The 23,168-nt window shown below is 58.8% G+C and carries 18 protein-coding genes and 1 riboswitch; of the genes, 12 read left to right on the top strand and 6 right to left on the bottom strand.

Features of this window, described 5'->3' with window-relative positions; translation table 11 throughout:
* Positions 1-56 precede the first annotated feature (56 nt).
* Positions 57-3,407 (bottom strand): transglutaminase family protein, encoded by a 3,351-nt coding sequence (locus tag NH344_RS11020; protein WP_253027909.1) that lies wholly within the window; start codon positions 3,405-3,407, stop codon positions 57-59.
* A 433-nt stretch (positions 3,408-3,840) separates the two neighbouring features.
* Here NH344_RS11020 and NH344_RS11025 point away from each other — a divergent pair, with 433 nt between their 5' ends.
* The gene (locus NH344_RS11025; protein ID WP_137093489.1) at positions 3,841-5,325 is read left to right on the top strand and encodes a circularly permuted type 2 ATP-grasp protein; all 1,485 of its coding nucleotides are present in this window, start codon (positions 3,841-3,843) and stop codon (positions 5,323-5,325) included.
* Positions 5,326-5,329: 4 nt separating this feature from the next.
* The gene (locus NH344_RS11030) at positions 5,330-6,328 is read left to right on the top strand and encodes an alpha-E domain-containing protein (RefSeq protein WP_253027910.1); all 999 of its coding nucleotides are present in this window, start codon (positions 5,330-5,332) and stop codon (positions 6,326-6,328) included.
* Here NH344_RS11030 and NH344_RS11035 read toward each other — a convergent pair whose 3' ends face one another.
* Positions 6,329-7,390: a putative zinc-binding metallopeptidase gene (locus tag NH344_RS11035; RefSeq protein ID WP_044629236.1), complete on the bottom strand. Its 1,062-nt coding sequence runs from the start codon at positions 7,388-7,390 to the stop codon at positions 6,329-6,331.
* A gap of 222 nt (positions 7,391-7,612) precedes the next feature.
* On the opposite strand from NH344_RS11035, the gene NH344_RS11040 reads away from it, so the two are divergent.
* Positions 7,613-9,109: a CoA-acylating methylmalonate-semialdehyde dehydrogenase gene (locus tag NH344_RS11040; protein ID WP_044629235.1), complete on the top strand. Its 1,497-nt coding sequence runs from the start codon at positions 7,613-7,615 to the stop codon at positions 9,107-9,109.
* A 43-nt stretch (positions 9,110-9,152) separates the two neighbouring features.
* Here the strand turns inward: NH344_RS11040 and NH344_RS11045 are convergent, their stop codons facing one another.
* The gene (locus tag NH344_RS11045) at positions 9,153-9,842 is read right to left on the bottom strand and encodes a hypothetical protein (RefSeq protein WP_044629234.1); all 690 of its coding nucleotides are present in this window, start codon (positions 9,840-9,842) and stop codon (positions 9,153-9,155) included.
* 180 nt (positions 9,843-10,022) lie between these two features.
* Between NH344_RS11045 and NH344_RS11050 the strand changes: the two genes are divergently transcribed.
* The 4 genes from NH344_RS11050 to NH344_RS11065 all read left to right on the top strand — a co-directional run bounded on the left by NH344_RS11050 (position 10,023) and on the right by NH344_RS11065 (position 14,642).
* On the top strand, positions 10,023-10,613 hold the full coding sequence (locus NH344_RS11050; RefSeq protein ID WP_044629233.1) for a peroxidase-related enzyme: 591 nt from the start codon (positions 10,023-10,025) through the stop codon (positions 10,611-10,613).
* A 65-nt stretch (positions 10,614-10,678) separates the two neighbouring features.
* Positions 10,679-10,782: riboswitch (TPP riboswitch) on the top strand.
* Positions 10,772-12,151 carry a sodium:solute symporter gene (locus NH344_RS11055; RefSeq protein ID WP_044629232.1) on the top strand — a complete coding sequence of 460 codons (1,380 nt, stop codon included), beginning with the start codon at positions 10,772-10,774 and terminating at the stop codon, positions 12,149-12,151. (Overlaps the previous riboswitch by 11 nt.)
* A 74-nt stretch (positions 12,152-12,225) precedes the next feature.
* Entirely contained in the window at positions 12,226-13,656 is a 1,431-nt protein-coding gene (locus tag NH344_RS11060; RefSeq protein WP_058576888.1) for a diguanylate cyclase, read from the top strand.
* Positions 13,657-13,673: 17 nt separating this feature from the next.
* Complete coding sequence (locus NH344_RS11065; RefSeq protein ID WP_044628402.1) at positions 13,674-14,642, top strand: magnesium transporter CorA family protein; 969 nt, start codon at positions 13,674-13,676, stop codon at positions 14,640-14,642.
* On the opposite strand, the gene NH344_RS11070 is transcribed toward NH344_RS11065, so the two are convergent.
* Positions 14,639-15,817, bottom strand: coding sequence for an MFS transporter (locus tag NH344_RS11070; protein ID WP_044628403.1), 1,179 nt, complete (start codon positions 15,815-15,817; stop codon positions 14,639-14,641). The genes NH344_RS11065 and NH344_RS11070 overlap by 4 nt on opposite strands.
* Positions 15,818-16,057: 240 nt before the next feature.
* Here NH344_RS11070 and NH344_RS11075 point away from each other — a divergent pair, with 240 nt between their 5' ends.
* Together NH344_RS11075 and NH344_RS11080 are read left to right on the top strand one after the other, a co-directional pair.
* A complete protein-coding gene (locus NH344_RS11075) occupies positions 16,058-17,245 on the top strand; it encodes a zinc-binding dehydrogenase (RefSeq protein ID WP_044628404.1) in 1,188 nt (395 codons plus the stop codon).
* Entirely contained in the window at positions 17,242-18,291 is a 1,050-nt protein-coding gene (locus NH344_RS11080; RefSeq protein ID WP_044628405.1) for a proline racemase family protein, read from the top strand. The genes NH344_RS11075 and NH344_RS11080 overlap by 4 nt, the downstream gene beginning before the upstream one ends.
* Here NH344_RS11080 and NH344_RS11085 read toward each other — a convergent pair.
* Together NH344_RS11085 and arfB are read right to left on the bottom strand one after the other, a co-directional pair.
* On the bottom strand, positions 18,276-18,458 hold the full coding sequence (locus NH344_RS11085; protein WP_044628406.1) for a DUF1289 domain-containing protein: 183 nt from the start codon (positions 18,456-18,458) through the stop codon (positions 18,276-18,278). The two genes, NH344_RS11080 and NH344_RS11085, sit on opposite strands and share 16 nt — an antisense overlap.
* A gap of 38 nt (positions 18,459-18,496) precedes the next feature.
* Entirely contained in the window at positions 18,497-18,919 is a 423-nt protein-coding gene (gene arfB, locus NH344_RS11090; RefSeq protein ID WP_044628407.1) for an alternative ribosome rescue aminoacyl-tRNA hydrolase ArfB, read from the bottom strand.
* A 107-nt stretch (positions 18,920-19,026) separates the two neighbouring features.
* Between arfB and NH344_RS11095 the strand changes: the two genes are divergently transcribed.
* The 3 genes from NH344_RS11095 (at position 19,027) to NH344_RS11105 (ending at position 23,061) form a co-directional block, all read left to right on the top strand.
* On the top strand, positions 19,027-19,638 hold the full coding sequence (locus NH344_RS11095; RefSeq protein ID WP_044628408.1) for a flavin reductase family protein: 612 nt from the start codon (positions 19,027-19,029) through the stop codon (positions 19,636-19,638).
* A gap of 104 nt (positions 19,639-19,742) precedes the next feature.
* Positions 19,743-20,900 carry an ABC transporter substrate-binding protein gene (locus NH344_RS11100; RefSeq protein ID WP_044628409.1) on the top strand — a complete coding sequence of 386 codons (1,158 nt, stop codon included), beginning with the start codon at positions 19,743-19,745 and terminating at the stop codon, positions 20,898-20,900.
* Positions 20,901-20,949: 49 nt separating this feature from the next.
* Positions 20,950-23,061, top strand: coding sequence for a methyl-accepting chemotaxis protein (locus NH344_RS11105; RefSeq protein WP_044628410.1), 2,112 nt, complete (start codon positions 20,950-20,952; stop codon positions 23,059-23,061).
* Positions 23,062-23,168: the final 107 nt, after the last annotated feature.

Below are 23,168 nucleotides of genomic sequence, written 5' to 3' on the forward strand. Positions count from 1 at the left end.
GAGTAGGGGGCGGATTATCCTGTAGCTAGCGCAGATAAGGAAGCACTCTTCATCCATCAGCGTGGGCTCCAGCGCAAATCGAGCGTGCAAGGCAGCTCCTGGCTCGCCCTTTCCGGTACGGGGGCCTGAAAGCCATGGCGGTGGCCACTGTCGCTGAAGCGTCCCAAACGGCGGGCTTCGGCTTCGAACGCATTGACAGGGAAGGTCTCGAAGCTACGTCCTGTGGGATGTACCACATAGTAAGTGCAGCCGGCTACTGAACGTTGGTTCCAGGTGTCGATGACATCGAACACTAGTGGTGCGTGAATGGGGATTTTCGGGTGCAGCGCCGAGGGTGGCTGCCAGGCGCGATAACGAACGCCGGCCACGGCTTCGCCATTACGCCCGGTGGCGGTAAGTGGCACGGGGCGGCCGTTACAGGTGACGACGTAACGATCACCGCTCATGCCGCTGACTTTGACTTCCAAGCGCTCTACCGAGGAGTCGACGTAGCGCGCGGTGCCGCCTGCAGTCGCTTCTTCGCCGAGGACGTGCCAGGGCTCGATGGCTTGGCGAAGCTCGATCGAGAGCATCGGCGTATGCAAACGGCCGTGCACCGGGAATCGGAACTCCAAGAACGGCGCAAACCAGTCAAGCTCGAAGTCGAATCCGTGATGACGCAGGTCGCTGAGCACGTCGTTCAGGTCTTCCCACAAATAGTGGGGCAGCATCCAGCGGTCTTGCAGCGCGCTTCCCCAGCGCACCGGCTTGCCACGGTAGGGCGTTTTCCAACAGCGGGCGACCAGCGCGCGAATCAGCAGCATCTGCATCAAGCCCATTCGCGCGTGGGGAGGCATTTCGAAGCCGCGCAGCTCCAATAGACCCAGGCGTCCGCTGTCGCTGTCCGGCGAGTAGAGTTTATCGATACAGAACTCGGCACGGTGGGTATTACCGGTCAAGTCGGTCAGCAAGTGACGCAGCAGACGGTCGACCAGCCAGGGTTGCACTACTTCGCCTTCGGGCATTTGCTGCAGAGCGATTTCCAGCTCGTAGAGCGCTTCGTGGCGCGCTTCATCGACGCGTGGTGCCTGGCTGGTAGGGCCAATGAACAGTCCCGAGAAAAGATACGACAGGCTGGGATGATGCTGCCAGTAGGTGACCAGACTGGCCAACAGGTCGGGGCGACGCAAGAACGGCGAATCGTCCGGCGTGATCCCGCCCAAAGTGACGTGGTTGCCGCCGCCGGTACCGGTATGGCGACCGTCCAGCATGAACTTTTCGGTGCCTAACCGCGCTTGGCGTGCTTCATCGTAGAGACGTTCGGTTTGTGCCACCAGAGTTTGCCAACTGGCGGCAGGCATGATGTTGACTTCGATGACGCCTGGGTCGGGAGTGATCTGGAAACTTTCCAGCCGCGGATCGCGCGGCGGCGCGTAGCCTTCGATCATGACCGGGCAGGCAAGTTCGCGGGCGCACGCTTCGATACTGCTGAGCAGGTCGAGGTAGTGCTCGAGCTGAGTCAGCGGCGGCAAAAAAATATGCAGCCTGCCTTCACGGGGTTCGACGCACAGACTCGTGTGGATGATCTTGTGCTCCCGATCCTCCTCGGCGCTAGGTTGCTGCTGTACCGATTCGCCTTCCGGGTGGCTATGGCTTGGATGGGTGCTTTGGCCCAGGCGCTCAGCACTGGTGAAGCGGTGCTGTTCGGCGTTACGACGCGCCACCTCTCCGTGAATGTCGCCCAGCGCCGGGCGAGGAGCAAACAGCGACTGCGGTTGGGGCTGGTCTTCCGGGTCGGCCCAGGGCAGGGCAGAGAGCGGAAGGCGTAACCCCATGGGCGAGTCCCCGGGTACCAGGAAAAGGTGGTCGCGTTTCAGCGGCCAGCGTCCGCTCTCCCAACGGTGTGACTGGGCAATCGAGTGGCGCAGTGGCAGCGCATAGCCAACGACCGCGCTCAGATCCTGCTCCAGCAGGCGGGCAAGGCGTCGGCGTTCGGCGTCATCTTTCAAATCGGTTTTGCGTGGGTCTACGTTGACCGGCAGCGTTTGCTCTTTCCACAAATAGTAGTAAGCATCCTCATAGGCAGGAATCCAGCAGCGATGAGCCACACCCAGACGTTCGCTCAGCGCTTGAGTAAAGCGCTGAGCCATGGTGTCGTCGGCCACCACGTCGGGGGCACCTTCCATGCAGGCCAGCCAGCTTGGGTCGCGCCATAGCGGCACCCCATCTTTACGCCAGTAGCAGGCCAGCGCCCAGCGGGGCAGCGGCTCGCCAGGATACCACTTGCCCTGCTGCTGCTGAATCACGCTGCCAGGGGCGTAGGCGGCCTGCAGGCGCGACAATAGCGCTTCGGCGCGTTCACGTTTGTGCTCCCCCAAGGCTTCGGTGTTCCACTGAGGGCTCTCCATGTCGTCGATGGAAACGAACGTCGGTTCGCCGCCCATGGTCAGTCGAACGTCTTGCTGGTTGAGCGCTTGGTCAACCTCGTCGCCCAGCGTCAGAATGCGTTGCCACTGCTGCTCGCTATAGGGTTTGGTGACGCGCGGGTCTTCATGAATGCGCTCGACGCGCATCTCGACGTCGAACTCCACCTCGCACTTATCGGAAAAGCCAGTGATGGCGGCGGCGCTGCCGGTCGTAGGCGTAGCGGCGAGTGGAATATGACCTTCGCCTGCAAACAGGCCAGAGGTGGGGTCCAGTCCTACCCAGCCAGCGCCGGGCAGAAAGACTTCGGTCCAGGCGTGGAGGTCGGTAAAGTCCACGGCGGTGCCGCTAGGACCATCCAGCGCTTTCACATCCGGTGTCAGTTGAATCAAATAACCCGACACGAAGCGTGCCGCCAAGCCTAGATGACGCAGTATTTGTACCAATAGCCAAGCGCTGTCGCGGCAGGAGCCGCTCGCCAGAGTCAGCGTCTCTTCACAGCTTTGTACCCCAGGCTCCATACGCACCAAATAACTGATGTCCTTTTGCAGGCGCTGATTGAGGGCGACGAGGAAATCGACGCTGGTGGTCGGTTCGAGAGAGACGTCTTTCAACCAGTCCAGGAGTCGCGGTCCCGCTTCGGTTACCTCTAGGTAGGGGCCAAGCTCTTTGCTGAGTTCGTCGGGATAGGTGAACGGAATCTTTTGGGCGACGTCATCCAAAAAGAAATCGAACGGGTTGATCACCGTCATGGGGGCCACGAGTTCGACGGCAATGGTGAGCTCTTTACGTGGCTCGGGGAACACCACGCGGGCATTGAAGTTGCCGAACGGATCCTGCTGCCAATTCAAGAAATGGTCGTCGCCTGAAATATTCAGTGAATAGGCGTCGATATGGGTACGGCAGTGGGGGGGCGGACGCAGACGAATCACATGGGGCGAGAGCTTGACGGGGCGGTCGAAGCGATAGGTCGTGCGGTGATGCAAGGCAACGCGAATGGTCATGAGCCACCCTCAAAGAAAGCCAAAAGTCACCGTGCGTATTCCGCATAGCGCGTCGGTGAAGAAAATAAGTACCAAGAAGTATCGTTGGAGTTGAACTATTTTGCAGCTGCAATATGAGTAATGGCGTTTAAAGAGTGTGGAAAATTGTCATCGCACCATAATCGATAACTGGTATGCACTATTTTGGTGCTCTAATAACGATTAAGTACTAAAAGATGAGTGTTAATTTCTTTCATGTATAAAAGTTGTGCCAACCGAGCCTTACAAAGAGAAGAGTAAACGCTAAGCGCCTATTGAGCGTTGAAATAGCGGGGAATATGGCGCGAGTTTTGCGTGTTTATATGGTCAAGTTGCTACGTACATTGCACGCGGCAGGCCTACACTACTGAATTAAGGAAGTTGCCGCTTCCACCCTAGCGCCAGGAGAGCGCCCATGAGCCAAGTAGATTGGAATAACTATGCGTGCCGTGACTTTTACGACGAGCTGTTGGCGGCGCCAGGCAAGCCTCGTGCTTCTGCGGACGAGTTATGTCACATGTTGGCGCGCTTTAGTGCGGAAGAGCTAGCTGAACGTAAAACTGCGGCAGAAATTGCCATTCGAACGATGGGCATCACGTTTACCGTTTATTCAGAAGGGGCGATGATCGACCGCGCCTGGCCTTTCGATATCGTTCCCCGCATCATTCCGGCCAATGAGTGGCGAAAAACCGAGGCGGGTTTAAAGCAGCGCGTACAAGCGCTGAACTTGTTTATCGATGATCTCTATCACGAGCAAAAAGTCGTCAAAGATAAAGTGTTGCCCGCCGAAGTATTGGCTCAGTCGGCCAATTTTCGACCTCAGTGTGTGGGCATCAATCCGCCCCACGGCGTGTGGGCCCATATTTGCGGATCTGACTTGGTGCGCGGCGGCGATGGCACGCTTTACGTGTTGGAAGACAACTTGCGTATCCCGTCGGGCGTTTCGTACATGCTGGAAAACCGCAACGTCACCAAGCGCGTGTTACCGGAGCTTTTCGCCTCGGGCAAGATCTTGCCAGTGGACGACTATGTCGCGCAGCTGTACGACATGCTGGCGGCCATGTCGCCCCGTCCGGGCGACGACCCGCAGGTAGTGGTGCTGACGCCTGGCATCTATAACTCTGCCTATTTCGAACACGCCTACCTGGCGCAGCAAATGGGGGTCGAGCTGGTGCAGGGCAGCGATATGCTGGTCGATGACGACGATGTGGTCTACATGCGCACGGTAGAGGGCTTGCGCCGTGTCGATGTGATCTACCGCCGCGTAGACGATGAGTTTCTCGACCCCGAGGCGTTCAATCCGCACTCCATGCTGGGCGTGCCGGGATTGATGCGCGCTTGGCGGGCGGGCAACGTCGCGCTGGCCAACGCGCCCGGGGCGGGCGTCGCCGACGACAAAGTCGTTTACGCCTTCGTCCCTGAGCTGATTCGTTACTACCTGGATCAAGAGCCACTGCTGCCGAACGTGCCGAGTTATCTCTGTATGTTCGACGAGGACCGCCAGTACGTGCTCGATCATTTGAACGAGCTGGTGGTAAAACCCGCCAACGAATCCGGTGGTTACGGCATGCTGATCGGACCGCGCTCCACCAAAGAAACGCGGGACGAGTTTGCGCGCTTGATCAATGAAAATCCGCGTAACTATATGGCCCAACCGACACTGGCGCTTTCCACTACGCCAACGCTGGCCAACGGTTTGCCTCAGCCCCGCCATGTCGACCTTCGCCCGTTCATCCTCTCGGGACCGGAAACCCATGTAACCACAGGCGGTTTGACCCGCGTGGCGCTGGTCGAAGGGTCGCTGGTGGTCAATTCGTCCCAAGGGGGCGGGAGTAAAGACACCTGGATCGTCGAAACCGACGAGAACGCGGCGGGTGCCGCTGAGCAGAAAGGAGCCTAGCGCCATGCTGTCACGCGTTGCTGAAAACCTCTATTGGATGGCTCGCTACATCGAGCGTGCCGAAGACACCGCACGGTTATTGAGCGTCAATACGCACCTGATGCTGGATTTGCCACGCCATTTACCGCTGGGCTGGGCGCCGCTGATCGAAATGACCGGGACGCTGGATGCCTTCAACGCACGGCATGCCAGTTTCGATGAGCGAAGTGTGATGCACTTTTTGTGCGCCGATGCCGAAAACGGCAGCTCGATTCTCTCGGCGCTCGCTAGCGCCAGAGAAAACCTGCGCACCACGCGGGACGTGGTGCCCCGAGAGATTTGGGAAGAGGTCAACCAGCTCTATCTCAGCGTGGCGGATCACGCGGAGAACGGCGTGAGCCCTCGGCGTCGGGATGCATTTTTGAAAAACGTCATTCGTGGCTGCCAAACGCTAACAGGGCTCATCGAAGGCACCTTGAGCCACGGCCCGGCGCGTACGTTCATCAAGCTGGGCCGTCAGTTGGAGCGGGCGGACATGACCACGCGGATCGTCGACGTGCGTTCGGCAAGCTTGCTGCCGCAAAACCCTGAAGAATTGCTGCCGTTCGAAAATTTGCAGTGGATGAGCGTGCTGAAATCCCTGACGGCGTACCAGATGTATCGCCAGCAGGTCAGGCTGCGCGTGCGTGGGCCAGACGTATTGCGTTTTCTGCTTCAAGACCCGCACCTGCCGCGCTCCATTGCCTGTAGCTTGGAAACGTTGGGGCACGAGCTGCAGTTACTGCCTCGCCAAGATCGCGTGGCGGCCACGGTGTCACTGGTACGCGCCGATGTGGTCGATGCGGACATTCAGGCATTGGCCCACTCGCCGAGCAAACTGCACGCTTTCGTGGACGAGCTACAAATTGGTTTTGCCGCCATTCACGATACGCTCAGCGCTACGTATTTCGTAAACGGCGATGGCGTTCCTCGAGTCACTCAGCGCCAAAGCCAGAGCCACGTGGGCGACCATGACAACGACTGATTAGGCCGTTTTAGGGCTGGCGTTTGCGCGTTGAATGAGATCGTGTAGATACGCCAGCTTTTCATGCACCGCGGGGGCAAGAACCCCTGGGGCTAGATCCAGTAGGCCCATGTCACGATTGAGTTCATTCACCGTCAAGCCTACCTGATGAAACGCTTGTAGCATGCTCTCCAATGAGCCATCGTACTCGGCCCGAGAGAGGCCCATGTGCAGTGCCGTATCCAGCACAGCCACCATGTCCAGATAAAAGGCAAACGTCTCTGCGAAATCCTCCCACGGATGCATGGCGGCGTAGGCGGAGATGAACCGTGTGGGCCAGTCTGCTGGAGCGCCTTGCTGATAGTACTGCTCTAGGGCGTCGCCATAGGTGGGATGGTTGTGGTCGCCGAACACGCGAATGCTGGCGGCTTCGTCTTGGTCTTTGATCAGTAGGTCCCAGTAGTAGTGGCCGATTTCGTGACGAAAATGGCCGATCAACGTACGGTGGGATTCATTCATGTCGACACGCAGCCGCTCACGCTCGACGTCATCGGCCTCTTTGACGTTGATGGTGATATGGCCATTGGCATGGCCGGTATACACCTTTTCTTGGTTTGCCGTGGAGCGCCACAGCCCTTGGTCGGGCAGCGCATCGGCCATGAACGAAAAGCTCAGTGGGACGCGGATGTCCTCGCCCTCGACGCCGTGGGGAAGCTTGAGCAAATCCAGCGTATAGAAAAGCCGCCGTTTGGCGCTCTCCAGCGCTGCCCAGCGTTCCCGGTTGCCCTCGACCTCTAGGTCGGGAATCACCTCGTTGTAGCGGCAGCAGTCGCACAGCGTATCGGCGTGCCCGTCGGCCATCACCACCATCCGGTTGCAGACGTTTTCGACGGCATAGTTGTGGCACTTCATTAGTGCCGTGCCGCAGTTTTCATGGGTACAGCGGTAGCCGCCGCTATCCAACGGTTCCAGCGCCACGATGTTACAACACGCGGGGCACCAGCCAACCTCCGACTCACAGGCCAAGCAGTGGGTATTTTCGAAAAACAGCGGATTGCCACAGCGGCAGCTAAACGTCTGCATGGATACCTCCTTGTGATCACCACAGCGCATCTCACGAGGGTGAGTAGTGATACGTCATTGTCTCAGCATAGCGATGCCCTTACCGAGAGGGAAAGCCAAATCGTCGGGCGGAGGGCATATTGTCTTTGTCCAGTGGCTAATTGACGTTTACGTCAACTTGCTGATATACCCTAAGGGTTCCCTATTTGATCCCATAACAAACACAAGCTGAGGAAACGCATCATGTCCGTTCGTGAAATTCCGATGTACATCGATGGCCAGCCAGTCATGTCGCAAAGCCAAGAGTGGCGCGATGTGGTGAATCCTGCCACCCAGGACGTGGTGGCGCGAGTACCGTTCTGTACGTCCGAAGAAGTCGAGCGCGCCATCGCCAGCGCCAAAACGGCGTTCAAAGAGTGGCGCAAAGTGCCGCTCGGCAAGCGCATGCGCATCATGCTCAAACTGCAGGCGTTGATTCGCGAGAATACAGCGGAACTTGCCGCCTTGATCACCGAAGAGCACGGTAAAACCCTGCCGGATGCCGAGGGTGAAGTGGGGCGCGGGCTAGAAGTGGTAGAGCACGCCTGTTCGATTACCTCCCTACAGCTTGGCGAGCTGGCGGAGAATGCGGCCAACGAGGTGGACGTCTATACCATGCATCAGCCGCTGGGTGTGGGGGCGGGCATTACCGCCTTCAATTTTCCGATCATGCTGCCCTGTTTCATGTTCCCGTTGGCGATTGCCACCGGAAACACCTTCGTCTTGAAGCCTTCCGAGCAAGACCCGAGTTCTACCATGCGGCTCGTGGAACTGGCACATGAAGCGGGTATTCCGGCTGGAGTATTGAACGTCGTGCACGGTGGGCCTGACGTCGCCAATCAAATTGCCGACCATCAAGATATCAAGGCGCTGTCGTTCATCGGTTCGACCCATGTGGGGTCGCTGCTTTATAACCGTGCGGCCGCTGCTGGCAAACGTATGCAGGCCATGATGGGTGCAAAAAACCACTGTGTCGTCATGCCGGATGCCAACCGTAGTCAAGCCATCGATAGCCTGCTGGGCTCTGCCTTTGGTGCCGCCGGTCAGCGCTGCATGGCGAACTCGGTGGTCGTGCTGGTGGGGGAAGCGCGCGAGTGGATCAAAGACATCGAAGCCGGCGCGCGCGGTATGATCGTAGGACCCGGCACCCAGCGCGAGGCCGATCTGGGGCCACTGGTCTCTCCGCAAGCCAAGGAGCGGGTCGAGCGTTTGATTACGGCAGGTGAAAAGGAGGGGGCTACGCTGCTGGTTGATGGGCGCGGCTACACGGTCGACGGCTACCCAGACGGTAATTTCGTCGGGCCGACTCTGTTTTCCGATGTAACGGCAGAGATGACGATCTATCGCGAGGAAATTTTTGGGCCGGTGCTGTGTGTCGTCAACGTCGAAACGCTGGACGACGCCATCGCTTTCGTTAACGCCAATCCGAATGGCAACGGCACCTCGATCTTTACGAACTCGGGCTGGGTCGCGCGACGCTTCGAGACCGACATCGACGTCGGCCAAATTGGCATCAACGTGCCTATTCCAGTGCCGGTCGCCTACTTTAGCTTTACTGGTTCTCGGGCGTCGAAGCTGGGCGACCTAGGGCCTAACGGTAAACAGGCGATTGCGTTCTGGACGCAGACTAAAACGGTCACTGCCCGCTGGTTCGAGCCCGAAAACGTCTCTAGCGGTATCAATAGCACGATCTCGCTATAGCGAGCGGCAACGCGCTGCGCCTCCTCGGTAGAGGAGGCGACCTTCACACGTCCTGAAACAGCGGTAAGCTCTCCGAGAGCAGTTGGCCTATGGGGCCAAGCTGGCTCTCGTGTAGTACGAGCAGGTAGGGCGCCTCCTGCTCATCGCGAACGGGCGCCAGCAGCGCGAATTCTCCCTCTTCGAGGTGAAATTCATGAATTTCACGAAGGCCGTGGGGGGTCTCACATTGTGAGCAACGGTAGGTATCGTCCTCGCCATATACGAGGCGATGGTACATTTTGAACAGAGTGTAGAGGGCAAGCCCACCCTCGAACGCGGGCCAGCGAGCCGGTGTGGCACGAATATCGTCGGTAAGCGCGTTGCCTTCTGCTTCAGCATCGGCAATGGCATCGGCCAGGGGAGCCGCGAGAATAGCGGTTTGATCTGCGGGTAGGGGGGCATTTCGTTCCGCCGCCGCGTGAAAGGAGGTGGCCGCCGCCTCGAAATCTTGCAGGTTGTGCAGCGTAAAATCGGCATGCTGTAGGTCGGCAGGTTCGAAACCACCGTTCTCCCAGCCGTGAATCACACGAAGCGTGACCAGGCCGCGCTGCATAGGCCGGGCCAGCAGGGTGTGAAGCATGACACGGATATGCAACTGACGCTCATCCGTATCGTTCTCGAACGCACGGTACGGGTCTGCGAACAGTTCATGCAAACGCCCTGGCGTGTGCTCTTTTGCTTCGGAGTATGACATGGTGGTTTCCCTGTAAGTACGCCGCTTGGCTAGCCGAATAGCGTACGGCTTTTATGACATTAGATCACTAAAAGTATGGCGAGCGTAAAACCATATGAAAAGAGTCTTTAGTTAGCAATTTGTTACGGATAAAAGTGAGTTGGTAGTGGGACTCTACTTCAAAATAAAAAAGGAGCCTTTATGGCTGCATCGATCAGTCGGTTCAAACTTCCTGACACTCTGGATAATGTTCCCAATGATATTCGGGAAGCCATGTTGGCCGTGCAGGAGAAAGCGGGCTTCGTGCCCAACGTATTTTTGATGTTGGCTCACCGACCCGACGAGTTTCGCGCTTTTTTTGCGTATCACGATGCGTTGATGGAGCGACCATCGGAGACGCTGACCAAAGCAGAGAAAGAGATGATTGTCGTTGCGACCAGTGCCCGCAATCGCTGCTTGTACTGTGTCGTCGCCCATGGCGCGCTGGTGCGTATCTACAGTAAAGATCCGTTACTGGCCGATAATATCGCTATCAACCATCGTGTGGCGGGATTGAGCGAGCGTCATCGGTTAATGCTCGACTTTGCACTGCACAGTGCCATCGATCTGGGCGAGTTTTCAGACGAATGGCAGGCGCGTTTAGAGGCAGTGGGGTTCACGCTGGATGATTGCTGGGACATCGGTGCCATTGCCGCGTTTTTTGGCATGTCCAACCGCTTGGTGACACTAGCAGGAACACCGCCCAACGCCGAGTTTTACCTGATGGGGCGTGTCCCCAAGAAAGTGGAATAAGCAGCCCGGCCCCATGGGCAAGGCTTTACTAACGCACCACTTTGATTGAGGATACTGCCTCCACTCACTGTCGCCAGGGGAGCCCCAATGGGGCTGAGAATGCGCGCAACGCAGACCCTGGAACCTGATCCGGTTCGTACCGGCGGAGGAAGCGCGACATGCCTTACCTAACGTCTTTCGTGTTAGGCGCAGCGTTATGCTGCTTTGCTTTTCTGGGTCTTCGGGCACGTTTCAGTGGCGGCTCGCTGGATGATTATGTCTCCGCCCGTAATTCGCAAACGTCGGCCACCCTGGGGCTCTCCTTTTTGGCGTCCGGTATGGGGGCTTGGATACTCTTTGCACCCCCTGAAATCGGCGCATTCGTAGGGCCCGTGGCGCTACTGGGCTATGCCCTTGGCTCGGCGCTGCCGTTCATCGTTTTGGGTCTCTACGGGCCTAAGATACGCCAAGCACTGCCCGAGGGACGCAGCATTGCCGAGTTTGCCGACGCCTGCTATGGCAAGGGGGTACGCCATTTCGTGGCGCTCGTTTCCGTGGCTTACATGGGCTGCTTCCTGGCTGCTGAACTCACCGCCATCGGGGCGATTACCGCGCTGCTCTCCGACGTGCCTCCCGCCGTGGTGATCATCGGGGTGGCGCTCACCACGCTGGTGTACACCGTCATGGGCGGGCTGCGGGCAAGCTTGGCCACCGACCGCTGGCAAGCGTGGCTGCTTTTGGCGCTGCTGCTCGCCGTCGCCAGCGTGACGCTCTGGCGACTGCCCAGTATGCCGAATGACGCGCAACTCCCGTCGCTCCCCATCGGCAGCTCGCTCAGCGTGGCGTTGACGCTGGTGATCGCCGTGACCGCGGCCAACTTGTTTCACCAAGGCTATTGGCAGCGGGTATGGGCGGCCCAAGACGACGCGAGCCTGGGGCGCGGTGCCTGGTTGGGTGGCGGCTTGACCGTACTGGTCGTCATGGTGATCGGTGGCGTAGGTATCATGGCAGCGATGAGCGGGGTCAGTCTCGGCGAGCCGCCCATGCCGTTTTTTGCGCTGCTTAGTGATGCCCCGGTATGGATCACGCTGCCTTCATTGGTACTGGCCGTCACGCTGGTCACCTCGAGCGTCGACACCTTACAAAACGGCATTGCGTCGCTGTGGGCCAATGGTCACCGGCCCGAGGCCCTCAACAAGGCGCGCTGGCTCACCGTGGCGATCATGCTGCCCGTGATCGTGATTGCCTTGCAAGGGCTCTCCGTGCTGCGGCTATTTTTAATTGCCGATCTGCTGTGTGCAGCGATAGTGGTGCCGGTGCTGCTGGGTTTGTGGCAGCGTATGACACCGATGGCAGCAATAAGCGGCGGGTTGGCGGGGCTTGTAGGGGCCGTGCTGCCTGGCTGGATCGGTCAGGGCAGCGTCAGCGCAGGGGTAATGGCCGCCACGTTCCCCGGCAGCGTACCGACGTTAGGCCCGTTCGTAGGGGCGCTGCTACTCTCAACAACGGTCAGCGTGGCGTTGGCTCTGGTGAGCCGTCAACGTGTCGAAGTCCGTTAATCAAGGCGTTAAGCAGGACATTTCGTTTCGCGTTATGCTGTTAAGGGTTTGATGACCATTTAGGTGTGATCGCCATGAGCCACCTGTTACCCCCCAACGAAACTGCCCGTTTGGCTGCGCTTAACGAACTGGCCCTCCTGGATACGCCAAACGAGCCCGTTTTCGATCGGATCACGCGATTGGTCACCGTGCTGCTCGGCGTTCCTAAATCTACCATCAGTCTGATCGACACCGATCGTCAGTGGTTCAAGTCTCAAGTGGGCATGGCGGTATCGGAAACACCTAGGGACGTCGCGTTTTGTGCTTACACGGTACTCGAAGATGAGCCGCTAGTGGTCGAAGACGCTCAGCAAGACGCACGCTTCGCGACCAATCCCTACGTGATGACACCTGGCGGCATCCGTTTTTATGCCGGGATACCGCTGCGTAGTTCACAAGGGCTGGTCCTCGGATCGCTATGCGCCATGGACAGCCAGCCACGCAGCTTAAGTGACCAAGAAAAGGCTGCGATGCAAGATTTGGCCGATATCGTGATTGGCGAAATCCACCTGCGCGAACGGCTCATCAACGAGCAGAAGATTCGTGCCGCCAATCAGCAGGCGCTCACGGCGCTGCATCAAAGCCTCGAGCAGCGTATCGAGCAGCGAACCCGCGAACTCAATCTGGTGATCGAGTCGGCATATGATGCCTATTTGAGCGTCGATGAGCAGGGGCGCGTGCTGGATTGGAACCATGCAGCCGAGACCATGTTCGGCTGGAGTCGCAAAGAAGCCCTCACTCGACCGATTACATCGCTCATGTTTCCCGACGGAATCACCAGTGACGATGTCGCCATGCCAGTGACCGGAGAAGCCCTACGGCGCGATGGCGTTCGCTTGCCGGTCGAGGTGCGACTGAAGCGTTTCGAGGTGAATGGCCGCCCACGCCGCAGCTTGTTCATTCACGACATTACCGAACGCCAGCAGCTAGAGCGCCTACGCGACCAGCAGGCCCGAGAAGACGTGCTCACCCGTTTGCCCAACCGCCGCGCCCTAGACGAGCGTCTGCCGGAGGCAATGGCACGGGTACGCCGTACGCTCGCACCGCTGGCCGTGCTGTTTCTAGACCTCGATGGGTTCAAACGCATTAACGATCAGCACGGCCATGCCATGGGGGACGAGCTGCTGCGCGACATCGCGAGCCGTCTCCAGCGAACCGTCCGCGAGACGGATTTCGTTGCCCGATGGGCGGGAGATGAGTTCGTCGTGCTGCTCGAGGGGGTGACCAGCGACGCACCGGAGCCGCTGGCCCATAAGCTGATCGAGGTGATCGAGGAGCCGCTCAGCGCAGGTGGCGTGACCCTGCAAGTAAGTACCAGCATTGGTGTGGCGCTGTTCGTCCACGACGCGGCGGAGACACCTCAGGAGTTATTGAAGCGCGCCGATGAGGCCATGTACAACGCCAAACGCGCAGGCAAAGCGCGTATCGCGCTGGCACGTCCGGCGGATACGTCTGCCCCCCATTAACGAACCCAAGGACGAGTATGATTCGTTGTCTATTGACCACCCCAGAGGGCGACGTGCGCGAGGGCGACATTCGCCTGATGGACGAGTGGATGCGCATGCCCACAGCACACTTGTGGGTCGACATGAAAGGAGAGAGCGAAGCGCAGGAGCGTGAGATACTGGAGCGCTTCGAGTGTCACCCGATGGCCATACAAGACGCCCACAAAGAGCGCCATCCGCCGAAAATCGAAGAGTTCGACAATCACACGCTGATCATCTATCGCGGCATTTCCTCGTTCGATGCCCAGCTAAACTTCGTACCTCAGCAGATCTGTTTCTTCGTCGGCGAACGCTTTTTGGTGACCTTGCACCCCGGCGAGGCGATGAGTATCGAACGCTTACTCAATGAGCACGGCAAAACGCTATTGGCCCAGTCACCCGAGCAGGTGGCACTGAGAGTGATGTACACCTCGGCGGGCTTTTATATCGATAGCTTGCTGGAATTCGAAACGGAGCTCAGTGATCTCGAGGACGAGCTGCTAGACAATGGTAACGACGTGTTGATGCGTAAAATCACCACGTATCGCTCGCGTCTGGTCAAAATGCGCCGGATCTTCAGCTATCACAAAGGCATCACCCAAGAGCTGACGGCGTACGACTACGCGCACTTGCCGCGAGGCGAAAGCGAAACGCTGCATGCCATAACCGATGTCGAAGAACGTTTCGAGCGACTCTACACCCTAACGCAAATGTACTACGACATTTGTGGCGATCTCGTCGACGGCTATATCTCCATTTCATCACACCAGTTGAACATCACCATGCGGGTGTTGACGGTGATTACCGCTATTTTCGTCCCGCTAACCTTTATCGCCGGTATTTACGGCATGAACTTCGAGTACATGCCAGAACTGAGCTATCAGTACGGCTACTTTTTCGTTTGGGGGGCCATGCTAGGGATTGGTGGGGTGCTCATTTGGCTGTTCAAACGGAAACGCTGGTTTTAACCCCCTTGTCGAACCGCCAATTGCCGCAGACGACTGGCCAACAGTAAGAGCCCCAGCGCAATCAGTAGCCAAAGCGTGGCCAACAATATAGGAAACGCCCCCGCACCCGCCAGATCCAGCAGCGGGCCGGTCAGTGACGGAATGACCAGCGCCCCGCTGCCCGCGGCGGTAAAGATGGCGCCGGTGGTGCGCCCGCGCATGACGATCGACTGGTTGCACAGTGCAAACAGCGTAGGGAAAAACGCCGAGGCGGAGAGGCCAAACAGCAGCGCGCCAGCGCTTGGCGGCAGCGCGTTGAGGTGCAGACCTGCCGCTGCGCTCAGCCCCAGCGCTAGGCAGCCAGCGAGCACCTGCCAAGGTGAGCAAACGCGTAGTAGCGGGATGGCGAGCAGGCGTCCCGCCGAGAGCGCCAGCCAGAACAGCGTTGCCAGCAACGCCGCGTGCTCGGTGGTTAATCCAGAGAGCGTACCGTATGCGGTGACCCAGCCGGCGAACGTAATTTCGATGCCCACATAAAGAGAAAACAGTAGCATGAATAGCCCCAGCAAGAGCGGGTCGCGGTGTTTGAGCGTAGCCAAGGACGTGGGATTAGGGTCAACGGTGGGCATGGACGGGCTGACGAAGCGCGACAGCGGCCACAGCATGGCAGCCACGCTGGCCGCGACGATCCAAAACGTGAGGTGAAACTGTCCGGTGAGGGATAGCGCAGCAATCATGATCAGCGGCGTGAGCATGTTGCCGAAACTGAAGCAGAAGTGCAGCGCGCTTACATTGGGGCCCGCTGCGTCTCGGTGCAGCCACAAAAGCAGCGTGTTCCCGCCCGCGTTGAGCGATACCTCCGCAAATCCCAGCAGCATGAACAGCAGCGTCAACAGCAGCAGAAGCGGGCTAAGCGGGGCCAGCGCCAGTCCGGCTACCGCCAGCACGCCCATCATCACCAACACGCGGTGGCCGTTGAAGCGATCCATGAGCAGCCCGGTGACCATGGCGCCGCTCATGTTGCCAACGGCACGTGCAGTGAACAGCACGGCGATTTGGCTCATGGAGGCACCGCTGGCCTCGGCCAAATGGGGCAGTGCTGGGCCAAGCAGTCCGCCGGTCATCCCAATGGCAATGAACAGGCCAAAGTAGGTCCAGGTGAGACGGCGATGGTACGTCGAGGTGAAGTGAAGCATACCGATCCTTGGCAGGGGCAGAAGCACGGTCGACCCGTAGCTTGACGGGTTTTGCTTACTCTCACTATTGGCGAAAAGTTGACGACCCGCCAGGCGGCTGACTGGGGGAGTGTGGCTTAAGGGCACTATGTGCTCTACTCATCCATCGTGATCGAGGGCATGCTGTCCTTCGTTCGCCCCCTTGAACCTCGCACGGCGTTTGTTATCGTCGCGACATATGCACTCAACAAGGAACCACCCATGGCCCACACGGATAACAGCGCAACGATTCCGGCCACGATGTCGGCGATGCTCTTGACCGGTCACGGTGATGTCGACGCTCTGCAATACCGTCAGGACGTTCCCACGCCAACGCCCGGCCCTGGGCAGGTGCTGGTGCAAGTCACGGCGACGGCGAAAAACAACACCGACCGCAAAGCGCGCGAAGGCTTATACCCCACCAAAGGCAAAGAGGACGTGACCTCGTTTGCCATGGGTGGGTCGCCGACGCTGACGTTTCCGCGTATTCAAGGCGCTGACGTGGCAGGTCGGGTCGTTTCTGTCGGCGAGGGGGGCGATCCCCGGCGTATCGGGGAGCGCGGGCTGCTGGATTTCAATTTGTATGCCGACGAGCGTCGTGACATTAACCTGACGCCGGACTACTACGGACACGGCGCAGACGGCGGCTACGCCGAGTACGTGGCAGTGCCTGCCGACCAGTTTCACCATGTCCCCAACCCTGAGCTACACGATGCCGAGCTTGCGGCCATGGGCATGTGCTCGTATCAAACGGCCTACCACATGATGACGGCGGCCAACGTTCAGGCGGGCGAGCGTATCCTCGTCAGCGGCGCCAGCGGCGGGGTGGGCACGGCGTTGATCCAGCTATGCCGTATCGTCGGCGCGATTCCCTACGCCGTTAGCCAGCTCGATAAAGCCGACGCGCTACGTGTGTTGGGGGCAGAAGCCGTCATCGATCGAGGCGACCTGCCCACTTTCGTCGAGCGTGTGCTGGCCGCCACCGATGGTCAGGCCATCGATGCCGTCATGGATCTCGTTGGTGGCGAGATGACCGATCTGTTCATCGATACCATGATCGGCGATATGCAGCGCCGTACCACCTACCCCCGGCTCTCCATTGCCGGTGCCAGCGGCGGTAACCTCAGCGAGATCATGTGGACCCGCATCTATCTCTATCAGGTGCAGATAGTCGGCGTGTCCCACGGTACTCGGGAAGAAGCAGAGCAGTTGATAGCGTGGATACGTAGCGGTGAGTTAAAACCGGTGCTGCATGGCGCGTTCAAACTCTCTGACTTGCATCAGGCCGAGCGCTACTTCGTGAACCGAGGCAGCAACTACCTGGGGAAAATCGTCATCGTTCCCGATGCCCAGTGGGACACCCACGGTGCCCCATTTGCCATAACCTCTGCCGAGGAGCCGGGTGAGTGAAAAACCTGCATACGATTCGATTGTTGGACACCCATGCCGGGGGAGATGTCAGCCGCATCGTCACGGGCGGCATCGATGCATTGCCCGGTGCGACGGTGCGTCAACAGATGGAGTACCTGCGCGACGACGCCGACGGGTTGCGCCGTTTGTTGTTAGAAGAGCCCTACGGCATTCCCGAAATGTCGGTGGATCTCTTGGTGCCTGCCACCGACCCGGAAGCCGTGGCCGGATACATCATCATGGAAGTGATGGGCTACCCGATCTATTCCGGCTCGAACACGCTGTGCACGGCCACGGCCGTTCTGGAAACCGGCATCGTGCCCAAGCAGGAGGGAATTCAACGCTTCAAGTTAGAGGCCCCGGCAGGGCTGGTTCAAATCGAGGCCCGAGTGCACAACGGCGTGGTGGAGTCCGTGACCTGCGAAGGCCTGCCGAGCTATATCGATACCTATCGCGACACCATTCAAGTGCCAGGGATTGGGGAAGTCACCTACTCGGTCGCCTATAGTGGCGGTTTTTACGCCTTGGTCGATGCCGAGGCGTTGGGCTTCAAGCTGGTGCGTGATGAAGAGCAGGCGCTGGCGGCTTGTGCGTACAAGATCGTGGAGGCCATCAAAGCGCAACGCGGTTTCTCCCACTACACCCTAGGCGACGTGGGTCCGCTGCCTTTTCTGCACTTCATGGGGCCCGAAGAGCCGATCGCCGAAGGTTATATCCGCTCGCGGTCGACCACCTACGTGCACCCCGGCGTCATTTGCCGGAGTACCACGGGCACCGGCACGTCGGCAAGGCTAGCGCTAATGAATTACGAGGGGCGGTTGAGCCTCGGCGATAAGCTGGAAACCGTATCGCTTAGGGAAACCGGCTTCATTGGCACGTTTACCGGCACGCATCAAGAAGGGGCTTATCAAGTGGTGGAAAACACCATTACGGGACGCAGCTACGTGCTGGCGGAGTCGAGTATCGTGATCAACTGCGACGACCCGATGGTCGCCTGTGGCGAGTTGCATCATATCCTGAGTGATCGCCATCACGAAGAGACGTAGCCCTCCTGTTCGATTCGTTCCCACACCGGGGCCTTCTCGGCCTCGGTCATGCTTCCCCAGCAGGCAATTTCATCCAACGTGCGCCCGCATCCCTGGCACGTTTGGGTGTTCGGCTCGATCTGGCATACGTGAATACAGGGCGATAGCGGGCGAGGTGTCGATGGCATCGAGTTCACTGTGTCAAGTAGTAGAAAGGGGAAAGCGATCAGCGCTCACTGGCTGGCACTTTACCACGTAGCGACTTGAGCTTGCCTTTCCGGGTTTTGTGGTCCACTCGGCGGCGCTGAGAGGCTTTCGTAGGTTTCGTAGGACGGCGCGTTTTGGGCTGTTTGGCCACGCTCTTGATCAGCGCCTCGAGGCGGTTCAAGGCGTCCTCTTTATTCAGCTCGAGCGTGCGGTAGCTCTGAGCTTTGATGATCACTACCCCCTCTTTACTGATACGCTGGTCCGACAGGGCCATCAGTCGCTCTTTGTAGACCGGCGGCAGCGTCGAACGCTGAATGTCGAAACGTAAATGCACCGCAGACGCGACTTTATTGACATTCTGACCGCCTGCCCCCTGTGCGCGAATTTGGCTAATGTCGATTTCCCAGTCGGCCAAGCTAACGCTATTGGTAATAGTGAGCATTCCGTTCCCGGATCGTTGTATGAGTCTGTAGGCTAACATACTTGACAGAGGGTAGGCGCCAGCGGCCTATTAAGGGCACCGTTCTTGCCACGCCATCAGGAGAGTCCATGAATACTTTATTGACCGAGTCGCCGCTCAGTGCAGGTAGTCTCTACCGGCTGCTATCGGGCTGCGTTTGCCCACGACCGATTGCCTGGGTGGCTACTCAGGACAAGCAGCGGAACGCCAACCTAGCGCCATTCTCGTTTTTCAACGTGGCCAGCATCGACCCGCCCATTTTAGCGTTTTCGCCGCTGTTGGATGGCAGCGCCCAACCTAAAGACACGCTGCGAAATTTGGCAGAAGTTCAAGAGTGCGTGGTACATGTCGGCACCGAAGGGTTGGTCGATGCGCTCAATACCACGAGCGCCAGCCTGCCAAGACACGAAGACGAGTTCACGTTGGCAGGGCTGGAAAAGGCCACCATGCCGGGGGTGAGCGTGCCACGCATCGCAGCTGCCCCGGTGGCATTTGGCTGTACACTGTTGGAAGTGAAGCGTTTTGGCGATCGGCCGCTAGCGGGTAGCCTAGTGTTAGCGCAAATCGTGTCGATTCATATCGACGATACGCTGTGGGACGGTCGTCACGTGGATATGGCCGCGCTGCAACCGATCGGCCGCTTGGCGGGGAGTGACTACGTGCGCATCACTGACCGCTTCGCCATCGAGCGGCCTGCTTAAATCAAGACACGTTTTTTTACACTCTGTTTAAAAGCTCGCCAAGCTTAAGTCGTATACTCTTCCGCCGATATTAGAAAAAAGCATCGCGATGTGGGAGAGAACCAATGCGTCGAATCACAACATGGCTAATGGCGGCGGGGCTTTTGGCTGCTCCGCTGGCTCATGCCGCACTCGAAGTCGGCATGGTGGCGCCCGCAAGCGGCGGTGCTGCTCCTCTGGGCATTGGTATGCAGCAGGGCATCGACACCTACTTTGCCAAGCTCAACGACGAAGGTGGGATCAATGGTAAAACGATCAGCCTCACGACGTTCGATGATCAATACTCGCCGCTGCAGGCAGCCAAGTACACCCGCGAGCTAGTGGGTAACGATCGCCTGCTTGCCGCGATTGGCAATGTAGGAACGCCTACGGCAGCGGTCACTATCCCGATCTATAATCAGCAAAAGACGCTGCTATTTGGGGCATTCACCGGGGCGGGGATTCTGCGCCGCTCCCCGCCCGATCGTTATGTCATCAACTACCGTGCCAGCTACGTTCAAGAAACGGCAGCAATGATCGATGGCCTTCTTGCGGCTGGTATAGAGCCCGAAGAGATCGCATTTTTTACCCAAAACGACAGTTTTGGCGACGCGGGCTATAACGGTGCAATTCGCGCGCTCAATGCCCAAGGCGTCTTGAATACCTCCCAACTGGTTCATGGTCGTTTCACCCGCGGAACGCGTAACGTTCATCAAGGGCTTGCCAGTATTCTTCAGGCACCGGTCACACCCAAGGCAGTGATCATCGTCGGCACCTTTGGCCCGGCCGCTGACTTCATTCGTGAAGCGCGACAAGACCTGCCCGATGCGCTGTTTCTAAATGTCTCATTCGTCGGTAGCCAGGCGCTGCTAGAGGCGCTTGGCCCGCAGGCGGAGGGGGTCATCGTGACGCAAGTGGTACCGCCGTTGGATGCCGATCTGCCGGCCGTCGAAGAGTATCGTCAGGCGTTGGCAGAGTACGCCCCCGACGCCACCCCCGACTTTATTTCCCTGGAAGGCTACCTAGCCGCCAAGCTGTTTGCCGAAGGCCTCAAGGCGGCGGGTAATAACCCCGATCGAGAAGCGGTGGTCAATGGCCTTTTGAGCCTGGGCAGTATCGATATCGGCGTTGGCGAACCGCTCACATTGGGCCCGAACGACCATCAAGCCAGCGATGCCGTCTGGCCTACCATTATCCGAAATGGCCAGTTCGAACCGGTGGATTGGAACAGCCTAGCCCGCTAGCCGTGGCTCCCTATTCCGTTTGCAATCTCTGACACAGCGAATACCCCTGATGAAAAAAACCATAAGTATCCGCGCGATGCTCATTAGCCTCTTTGTCGCCGCCGTGCTGGGCAGCATCGTGTTGGCCGGCACTGGGTGGATGACCAACCAGCGGCTGATCAACGTTCAGCACTTCGTGGCCGATGAAGTGCTGCCGCTGCAAGATGCGAGCCGCAGCATGGTATTGACCATGGGTGCCTTTGGCCAGCGACATGCCGATCTACTCGCCGCTGGTAATCTCCAAGCGTTGGAAGAAGTCACGCCGCGCAGCGAGTTGACAGCACGCTATAGCCAAGCCCGCACGGGGCTTGCGCGTATCGAGCAGACCAATGCCGCAGCGCAGCTCGCTGCACTGGATAGCCAGTACCAAGAGCTAATGGCTGGCGACGAGGCGTTGGAAAACGTGCGGCGCGATGCGCTGAGCCTGCAGGCCCAAATGGCCGAGCAGATTGCTCAAATGCAGGCGGCCATCACTAACGTCATGCGCAGTGCCGAAGACATCGCCGGACGTACCGCTCTGGCTCAGGTGCGCGAAGAGCGTCGGCAGCGCGAACTCATGGAAGCATGGCGGGAAGAGGGCACCACCACGCTGCCGACTCAACTGTTGGATAGCATGTTCTCTGCTCGTGTCGATATCGGTCGTCTGAGCGGCAACGCCCGTATGGCCGTTGCCACGCTGTCCGATCTGGGGCGACAGATGATGCAGGTGGATAGCATCGATGCGTTGGTCAATCTGCGTAGCAACGAAATTTCCCAACAGGTGGCGCTGGCACGACAGTCTTTGGCGGCCATTGCCGAGGCCCCCAGCACGACCGTCGAGCAGCGCGTGCTCATTGGCGAACTCGATGAGGTCATCGTCGAGCTGAACGGGTTGATGGTGGAAGATGCCGATTCGGTCTACGCGCTGCGCCAGCAGCAACTGGATCTGGGTGCTCAAGTGCAAGCGGCGTTGGCGAACGTGGCGGCGGCAACACGTGAGATGCGCTCAGCGCTAGGCGATATCGAAGCCTACACCGTCGCCCAGGCGGCGAGCGCCAGTGAAGAGGCCGAAACGTTGGCGAATGCGGGCCGTACGCTGCTGGTGTTGGTTACCTTGGGCGTGATCGTCGTACTGGCCATCTTTGGCTGGCGCACATTGGTACGCGTACTGGGGCCGCTGGTGGCCATGCGTCGTCAGATGGAGAGCATCAGCGGTGCCGCCGGTGAAAATGCCGACCTTTCCATGCGGCTGGCGCTGCAGCGTGATGACGAAGTCGGTCAAGCTGCCCAAGCCTTCAACCGTATGATGGACACCTTCGAAGGCATGGTGGCTCAGATCCGTGAAAGCGCCGAGGCGATTGCCGCAAGCAGCCGCCAGATCGCCTCCGGTAATGAAAACCTCTCTCAGCGTACTGACCAACAGGCGGCATCGCTGGCAGAGACGGCTTCCAGCCTCGAGCAGATTACCGCCACCGTCAAGCAGACCGCCGACTATGCCGATCAGGCCAAGGGCGCGAGCAACAGCGTGGATGACCGCGCGCGCTCGGCGGGTGATGTCGCCAAACGCACGACGGCGGCCATGAGTGACATTCGTCAAGCGAGTGAAAAAATCACCTCCATCATCAAAGCCATCGACGATATTGCCTTCCAGACTAACTTGCTGGCACTGAACGCCTCGGTGGAAGCAGCCCGAGCGGGTGAACAAGGACGAGGCTTTGCCGTGGTCGCTCAAGAAGTGCGTAAGCTGGCAGGGCGCAGTGCAGAAGAGGCCGCGCAAATTCGCCACTTGGTAGACGACAGCGTACAAAAAGTAAGCGAAGGCGAGCAGTTAGTAAACGCATCGAGCCATCATTTGCAGGATATTGTCGATAGCCTCTCCGAGGTAACTCGTTACGTCACGGAGATTGCAGACGCGACGAAAGAGCAGTCGGCCGGTATCGATCAGATCAACCAGGCCATTTCACAGTTGGATCAAGTAACGCATCAAAACGCACGCTTGGTGCAAGAGGCCTCCAGCGCTAGCCATACGTTGGATGAACGCGCAGGCGACATGCATACCTTGGTCAGCCGGTTTCACGTTAGTCATGGCGTTGGCCAACCGGCCGCGCTGCCAAGCCAGCCCGAGCACCATAGCCTGACTTAGCCCCGGGGTGGGTCGTTCGGTCTTGTCGCGGGCACCGGAAGGTGCCCGCCGTGTTTGTATTTACGGTTGAACTTTGGACGCACCGCCTACACTGATACAGGGGACAC

The sequence above is a fragment of the Halomonas sp. Ps84H-12 genome (assembly GCF_024124725.1).
In the GTDB taxonomy this organism is placed as follows: Bacteria; Pseudomonadota; Gammaproteobacteria; order Pseudomonadales; family Halomonadaceae; genus Vreelandella; species Vreelandella aquamarina.

Coding starts and splice junctions, on each gene's coding strand:
- NH344_RS11025 (WP_137093489.1), top strand. CDS start 3,841: ATGAGCCAAGTAGATTGGAATAACTATGCGTGCCGTGACTTTTACGAC.
- NH344_RS11070 (WP_044628403.1), bottom strand. CDS start 15,817: ATGCTTCACTTCACCTCGACGTACCATCGCCGTCTCACCTGGACCTAC.
- NH344_RS11100 (WP_044628409.1), top strand. CDS start 19,743: ATGCGTCGAATCACAACATGGCTAATGGCGGCGGGGCTTTTGGCTGCT.
- NH344_RS11020 (WP_253027909.1), bottom strand. CDS start 3,407: ATGACCATTCGCGTTGCCTTGCATCACCGCACGACCTATCGCTTCGAC.
- NH344_RS11035 (WP_044629236.1), bottom strand. CDS start 7,390: ATGCAGACGTTTAGCTGCCGCTGTGGCAATCCGCTGTTTTTCGAAAAT.
- NH344_RS11050 (WP_044629233.1), top strand. CDS start 10,023: ATGGCTGCATCGATCAGTCGGTTCAAACTTCCTGACACTCTGGATAAT.
- NH344_RS11045 (WP_044629234.1), bottom strand. CDS start 9,842: ATGTCATACTCCGAAGCAAAAGAGCACACGCCAGGGCGTTTGCATGAA.
- NH344_RS11065 (WP_044628402.1), top strand. CDS start 13,674: ATGATTCGTTGTCTATTGACCACCCCAGAGGGCGACGTGCGCGAGGGC.
- NH344_RS11095 (WP_044628408.1), top strand. CDS start 19,027: ATGAATACTTTATTGACCGAGTCGCCGCTCAGTGCAGGTAGTCTCTAC.
- NH344_RS11060 (WP_058576888.1), top strand. CDS start 12,226: ATGAGCCACCTGTTACCCCCCAACGAAACTGCCCGTTTGGCTGCGCTT.
- NH344_RS11030 (WP_253027910.1), top strand. CDS start 5,330: ATGCTGTCACGCGTTGCTGAAAACCTCTATTGGATGGCTCGCTACATC.
- NH344_RS11040 (WP_044629235.1), top strand. CDS start 7,613: ATGTCCGTTCGTGAAATTCCGATGTACATCGATGGCCAGCCAGTCATG.
- NH344_RS11055 (WP_044629232.1), top strand. CDS start 10,772: ATGCCTTACCTAACGTCTTTCGTGTTAGGCGCAGCGTTATGCTGCTTT.
- NH344_RS11085 (WP_044628406.1), bottom strand. CDS start 18,458: ATGCCATCGACACCTCGCCCGCTATCGCCCTGTATTCACGTATGCCAG.
- NH344_RS11105 (WP_044628410.1), top strand. CDS start 20,950: ATGAAAAAAACCATAAGTATCCGCGCGATGCTCATTAGCCTCTTTGTC.
- arfB (WP_044628407.1), bottom strand. CDS start 18,919: ATGCTCACTATTACCAATAGCGTTAGCTTGGCCGACTGGGAAATCGAC.
- NH344_RS11075 (WP_044628404.1), top strand. CDS start 16,058: ATGGCCCACACGGATAACAGCGCAACGATTCCGGCCACGATGTCGGCG.